Below are 5,596 nucleotides of genomic sequence, written 5' to 3'. Positions count from 1 at the left end.
GCGACGGGGGGGGCGCGGCGCACGGGCGCGCGCGGCGGCAGGGGTTCGGAGGGAGCGGGTTTGAACGCCGCTTCGACCACCGGCTCCGGCCGCTCCTCCACGGTCACGGGCCGGGAGAGCCACCAGACGCAGAGGAGCGCGCACAGGCCCGTGAGGAGGGCGGCGCCACCGATGAGCCACGAGCCCGCGCCGCGGGACTCTCGCGAGGGCGTCACCCGCGTCACGCCATCGGAATCCGTGCGACGCTCAGGGCCAGACTGCGGGGAACGCATGTTCTCGGGGAGCCTCCGGGGCGCGTATGCTACGGAAGCCGCTCGCTCCGAAGCAATGCGCAGGCCGCCACCCATGAACGTCGACGCGTCCGGCCCCTTCCCCGTCCACGCCTTCACACCCAGGCTGCGAGCCCTGGGGGCCCTGTTGCATGCCGGGGCCCTGGGCACGCTCTGCTACTTCACCGTGCTGCTGTTCCGGGACGTGCTCGCGGGAAGCCAGGAGACGCAGCCCGGCCCGCTGGCGACAGGGCTGGCGGTCGGAGGGCTGCTGCCGCTCATCGCGCTGAGACTGTTGCACCTGGGCACGCGGGCCACGGTGACGGTGCGTCCCGAAGGGCTCGTGCTCACCCAGCCGGGAGGCGCGCACTTCGAGATTCCCTTCGAGGCCCTGGCGTCGGTCCGGCCGTGGAGGCTGCCCATTCCGGGCCCCGGGCTCACGCTGATGCTGCGCACGGGGCGCGCGTTCGACTACGGCTTGGAGCTGCAAGACCCCGTGCCGCTGCTCACGGCGATGGGGCCGCTGGGCGAAGCGCGCGAGCATCCGCTGGTGCGTTACGCACAGGCGCGGAACGCGAAGTGGCGCAGGCGTTGGTACGACTGGCTGCTGAAGTACGGCCTCGTGCCGGGGGTGATCTCGGGCATCTTCTTCCGGGCGCACCAGTACATCTCCTTCGGGGGCGCCTTTGGTGAATGGCAGATGTACGGGCTCAAGGCGTACCTGCTCACATTCGTCCGCACGTGGCTGCCGGTGTTCCTGGCCCTGCTCCTGTTTGGCTGTTTCTGGAGGGCACTCGTGGAAGCGCTGTGTTTCGGAGCGGCCTGGCTGGGGCCCCGGTGGGCGCGCCACGTGCGCACCGGCGCGGAGTGGACATGCCGGGGCCTGTATTACATCGCGCTGCCAGCGTTCCTCGCGATGCGCTTGCTGGCTTGAAGGATTGGAGGCCCCACGGCCATCCTGTTAGGTTGTGTGCGTGCTTCGACCCCTTCTGCTTTGCGTCCTGATGGCCTCCGTCGCTGGCGCCAGCGAGCGCGAGAAGAACAGTGTGCGCGCGCTCATGCTTTCCGAGCATCCGGACGACGACACCCATCGCGTCTACGTGAAGGGGCAAGTGGTCACGACGCTGCGGTTCGAGAAGGCAGTGGATGCAGGCAGGACGAAGATGCTCGGTTGGGAGGGCCGACTCGAACCCTTGGCGGTGGTCCGCAACAAGGTCATCCTGGAGCCGCTCCACGACCTCAACGAGGAGGAGGGTAGTCCACTCGTCGTGACACTGGTGGATGGAACCGAGGTGCCGTTCCTCCTGCGGCCTCCGGTTTGGGAGAGGCAGGAGCAGCCCGACCAACAGGTCGACGTGTTCAAGGACCGTGAGGGCTACGCGGCCATGCACGCGGCGTTGCGAAAGGCGCTCCAGGAGAACGACACTCTCGCCGAGGAGAATCAGCGCTACCGCCAGGAGGCGACCTCGGAAGACCACGCGCTGGCCGCGCTCCTTGCCGCAGGATCTGTCGCGCAGACACCCTTCATGATTGCGAGTCGCATCAACGGCGAGGATGGCGACACTAGGCTCAAGGCGACCGTGTTCCGAGGTAAGGGCAAGGCGGCGGTCGTCCTCACTATCAAGAATCTGTCGAAAAAGCAGGACTGGAGCATGAAGTCGGCGCGGCTCCTGAGCATTTCAAGCGGCAGGGAGAGTGCCATCGCTGTTCGCTCGACACGTCCGTCGATTGCTCCGGGTGAGTCCGGTGTGGTGGCGTTCGTGGCGGACAGGAGCGCATTCATCGAGGATGGCAAGTTGACGTCGGTGTTCCTTGAGCTCTACCGGCAGGACGGCCTTCGGCAGGCGGTCGTTCAGCTAGATCCAGATCTCGTTGCACAGTAAGAGCGCGACGTATGGCCTCCACCAAGCTCGCGCTCCTGGGCTGCGCAGTGCTGCTCGTGATGTCGTCCGGCTGCCCCGGCTCCGCCACGGGAGGCGTGGCCCTTCGTCCTGATGGAACGCCAGGACCTGAGAAGTGCCCGGAAGAGGCACGCAAGGCGATGAACTACTTGCGGCTGTTCGTCGGCGCGTCCGCGTGGATCCAACTCGACGCGAATCAGTCCAGCAGCCCGCTCGCGTTGTATGAAGGCTCGATTGAGAGCGTGCTCGAAGACGATCTCGGCCCTCTGGCGGCACCAGCCCGGCTCTATGGCCGGGTCTGGACCAGCGGTCCCCAGGCCGTCATCCGGTACTACGCAGCCCAGCCCTTGGATGGAGGGGCCCAAGTTCCCATCTGCGCGGTGGCGCGGCTGGGCATAGGGCAGCTCAGGAAGCTGCCAAGTTCCAAGCCTGGAATGGCCGTCCTCGGAGCACCCAGCGCAGGGGTCTACATCGTGGACGAGTTCAGGTAGCTCAAGGATAATACCTACTGCCCCTTCCACTTCATGATTGATGTGCCACCATATGCCCCTTACGCGTTGCCCTGCCAAATCAAAGCACGCACATTGAATACATCGAGCATATTCATACCACACCCTGTCGGACAAAAGCCCATGAAACTTACCGTTCACAACCTCGGCCGCATTACAGACGCCGAACTCGACATCAAACAACTCACAGTCTTCAGCGGACACAACGGGACAAACAAGACATGGCTCGCATGGGCACTGTTCGATCTCTTAAAGCCGGTGTCCACTGGCCCAAACTCAAGAGAGATACTTGTCAGCGAAGACACAGACTCACTGTCCGCCAAGGTTCGTGAAAAAATCAAACCAATAATCGACATAATAGGACAGGGGACATCAACAGCAGTCGTCACTCTTGACGTAAAAGAGCTTGGAGTCTGGTCGGACGAGGTGCTCCAAGCAACAATGGAGCACGACCAACTCGCATCTCTTCTTGGGGAGGGAACAAGAATTGCTTCTGACGCGCAAGTGGAACTCACCATCCCCATCAACGAAATGGAAGCTCAACACAAATCCGTGGTTATTGGATTTGAGCCTGAGTTTGGTAGACTCAAGGTATCTTCAAATTGGCACTTCCCAGATGGCTCTCCGCGCACAATCACGCGCACAGCCATACGTTCAGATTGGGATGAAGAGGCCCTTACAAACATATCCACATGGAGCCTTCGACAGCTTCTGATGACTGTGCTCTGCTTTCCAGCAGAGCGAGCTGGGCTGCTACTGGCCATGGGAAATGAAGACACCGACCTTGATTTACCCAGGCCAGTGAACGATTTCTTGAATGTAATGCGGCTTGTTCGGACCACCAAGAAAGAATCACGACTAAGAGATCAACTACTCCCCCTACTTAATCGCATCGTCGGCGGAGAAGTTCGCCTCACTGGAGCCAAAGGAGAGGAGCGGTTTATCCTTGATGTTGCTGACCAAGAAATCCCTATTACGGTGGCATCATCGCTCTCTCGCTCCGTAGCAGGCCTTGTACATTACGTTCGCGCATTTGCTTCGCCAGGCGACCTGCTTCTTATTGACGAACTCGAGATGAACGCACATCCAGCGGCCCAACTCGCGCTCGTAGAACTGATGGCGGTAATGGTGAGCCACGGCATACAGATTGTATGCACAACCCATAGCCCATATGTAATTGATCATCTCAACAACTTACTAGAAGCAGGACGCGCACCAGTTGACCGACAGGAAAAGCTCGCAAAGGATTTTCAGCTTCAAACAAGCCGCGCATTCCTGCCAGCAGATAAGGTTTCCGTGTACGCATTCGAGGAGACATCTGCTGGCACTCAGGTCAAGGTGACAAATGCCATTGACGCGAAGAGCGGCCTCATCACAAAAAGCACCTTCGCTCCCGTCACGCAGCGTCTCAGCCGCCTCTTCAACGCCGCTCTCGACGCATCGGAGGCTAGCGAGTGAGCTCAGCAGGCGGATCTCTAGACAGGCTGCTCTGGAATGGCTTGCATCCGGGCGTTTATTCTCTTTCTGAATGTGAAGTGGGCGCCAGACTCGCCCCTGTGAACAAAGAAGCCGTGCTACTCTTTCAACTGGATTCCCCTCACGACGAGCTTCGGCACGGTGAGCCTGATGGGACTCAGGTTTGCGATGGCTTATTCTTCTACAGACGCAAAAAGAATGCACACCCCTGGCTCTTATTTTTTGAACTCAAGCGCGGCAGGGATTTTGACCATGCTGTCTCTCAGCTTATTTCGGCAGTACGCCTAGCTCTTACAGGGCTTCATGCCCGTTGCGACCAGCGGAGGGTCCACGCAGTGATCATTTCAGGCGCCGAGTCACCGCCTGACAGTCAGCTACTCCAAAAGGAGTTCCGCCAGCAGTTACTCGCCTACAAAATTAAAGCGACCCTCGGGTTTGTTCCTTGCCCACTCAAGGGCGTAGCAGACTTGCGCGAAGAACTAATGTCTCGGGTGCAGGCAGTTGAGAATATCGAAAAGTAGACAACGCCCCAACGCATGAAATCAATTCGAGGAACAAACAGCCGGTTTAGACCGCACCGAACAGTCCCCCACGATGCCGACGCGCTCTAGCGAGGACTTGATCTCTTCATCGACGATGAAGGGAGGATGTCAGCCCCAGAGCCAGAACACCCGCGCGTCATCGACCTTGGACGTGTCGATGCGCAGGCCGGACACCACATGGTATCCGCCAACCAGTTCGGGACGGCCATCCTCCCTGAGGGATCCCCTCATCTAACAAGTTGATCAGCAGGGGTTTGCCCGGTTGCTGCGTGCGGTCGCACTGGCACCCGAGCAAAGAGACGGCCACCATGACGCGCAAGGTGGCTATCGACGAAGAGCAGGGGCGGGCGTTTTTGACGGAGGTGTTCGAGGACGACCTGCACGTCAAACGAATCCTGTCCCTGGCCCACGCGACGCTGGGCGCGGTGCAGGCCACCAGCCTGTCGGTGGCGGCCATCGGCAAGGCCATGGCGTGGGCGAGGAGCGAGGACGTCACCTCCAAGCACGCGGTGAAGCAGGTGGACCGGCTGCTGTCCAACGGAGGCTTCAACGTCTGGAAGCTCTTCGCGGCCTGGGTGCCGTTCGTGCTGGCGGAGCGCACGGAGGCCATCATCGCGCTGGACTGGACGGACTTCGAGAAGGATGACCAGGAAACGCTTGTGGCCAGCCTCCTCACCCGGCATGGGCGAGCCACGCCGTTGGTGTGGACGACGCTGGTGAAGTCCGCGTCCGTGGGCAACCGGCAACTGGTGGAGGACCAGACCCTTCAGCGGTAACCGTCCGGCCAACGACGTGCCGTGAGGGATTGCCGGGGTAGCGGCGAGCGGCGGACGCTTCCGGGCATGGCGAAGCAGGTGGAGAAGCCGGAGTGGACGCGGATTGCAGAAGCATTCGAGGCG

General features: G+C 61.2%; 7 protein-coding genes and 1 pseudogene. 6 read left to right on the top strand and 2 right to left on the bottom strand.

The window, feature by feature from the left end:
- Positions 1–215, bottom strand: a pseudogene (locus D7Y13_RS37570) (hypothetical protein); the annotation flags it as partial.
- Positions 216–345: 130 nt separating this feature from the next.
- Here D7Y13_RS37570 and D7Y13_RS37565 point away from each other — a divergent pair.
- The 5 genes from D7Y13_RS37565 to D7Y13_RS45385 all read left to right on the top strand — a co-directional run bounded on the left by D7Y13_RS37565 (position 346) and on the right by D7Y13_RS45385 (position 4,676).
- Positions 346–1,203, top strand: a complete 858-nt coding sequence (locus tag D7Y13_RS37565) for a hypothetical protein (protein WP_120585994.1) — start codon at positions 346–348, stop codon at positions 1,201–1,203.
- Between the two features lie 70 nt (positions 1,204–1,273).
- Positions 1,274–2,152 carry a DUF2381 family protein gene (locus D7Y13_RS37560; protein ID WP_120585995.1) on the top strand — a complete coding sequence of 293 codons (879 nt, stop codon included), beginning with the start codon at positions 1,274–1,276 and terminating at the stop codon, positions 2,150–2,152.
- 11 nt (positions 2,153–2,163) lie between these two features.
- A complete protein-coding gene (locus D7Y13_RS37555) occupies positions 2,164–2,661 on the top strand; it encodes a hypothetical protein (protein WP_120585993.1) in 498 nt (165 codons plus the stop codon).
- A 141-nt stretch (positions 2,662–2,802) separates the two neighbouring features.
- A complete protein-coding gene (locus D7Y13_RS37550; RefSeq protein WP_158620505.1) occupies positions 2,803–4,137 on the top strand; it encodes an AAA family ATPase in 1,335 nt (444 codons plus the stop codon).
- Positions 4,134–4,676, top strand: a complete 543-nt coding sequence (locus D7Y13_RS45385; protein ID WP_147444555.1) for a hypothetical protein — start codon at positions 4,134–4,136, stop codon at positions 4,674–4,676. The genes D7Y13_RS37550 and D7Y13_RS45385 overlap by 4 nt, the downstream gene beginning before the upstream one ends.
- Before the next feature lie 129 nt (positions 4,677–4,805).
- On the opposite strand, the gene D7Y13_RS48850 is transcribed toward D7Y13_RS45385, so the two are convergent.
- Positions 4,806–4,928, bottom strand: a complete 123-nt coding sequence (locus tag D7Y13_RS48850) for a hypothetical protein (protein WP_279637166.1) — start codon at positions 4,926–4,928, stop codon at positions 4,806–4,808.
- 77 nt (positions 4,929–5,005) lie between these two features.
- Here D7Y13_RS48850 and D7Y13_RS37540 point away from each other — a divergent pair, with 77 nt between their 5' ends.
- The gene (locus D7Y13_RS37540; RefSeq protein WP_120585991.1) at positions 5,006–5,473 is read left to right on the top strand and encodes a hypothetical protein; all 468 of its coding nucleotides are present in this window, start codon (positions 5,006–5,008) and stop codon (positions 5,471–5,473) included.
- Positions 5,474–5,596 lie beyond the last annotated feature (123 nt).

The sequence above is a fragment of the Corallococcus praedator genome (assembly GCF_003612125.1).
Taxonomy (GTDB): Bacteria; Myxococcota; Myxococcia; order Myxococcales; family Myxococcaceae; genus Corallococcus; species Corallococcus praedator.
The sequence above is the reverse complement of the archived record's forward strand: the minus strand, read 5'-3'. Positions and strand labels throughout refer to the sequence as shown.

Coding starts and splice junctions, on each gene's coding strand:
- D7Y13_RS37565 (WP_120585994.1), top strand. CDS start 346: ATGAACGTCGACGCGTCCGGCCCCTTCCCCGTCCACGCCTTCACACCC.
- D7Y13_RS37560 (WP_120585995.1), top strand. CDS start 1,274: ATGGCCTCCGTCGCTGGCGCCAGCGAGCGCGAGAAGAACAGTGTGCGC.
- D7Y13_RS37555 (WP_120585993.1), top strand. CDS start 2,164: ATGGCCTCCACCAAGCTCGCGCTCCTGGGCTGCGCAGTGCTGCTCGTG.
- D7Y13_RS37550 (WP_158620505.1), top strand. CDS start 2,803: ATGAAACTTACCGTTCACAACCTCGGCCGCATTACAGACGCCGAACTC.
- D7Y13_RS48850 (WP_279637166.1), bottom strand. CDS start 4,928: ATGAGGGGATCCCTCAGGGAGGATGGCCGTCCCGAACTGGTTGGCGGA.
- D7Y13_RS37540 (WP_120585991.1), top strand. CDS start 5,006: ATGACGCGCAAGGTGGCTATCGACGAAGAGCAGGGGCGGGCGTTTTTG.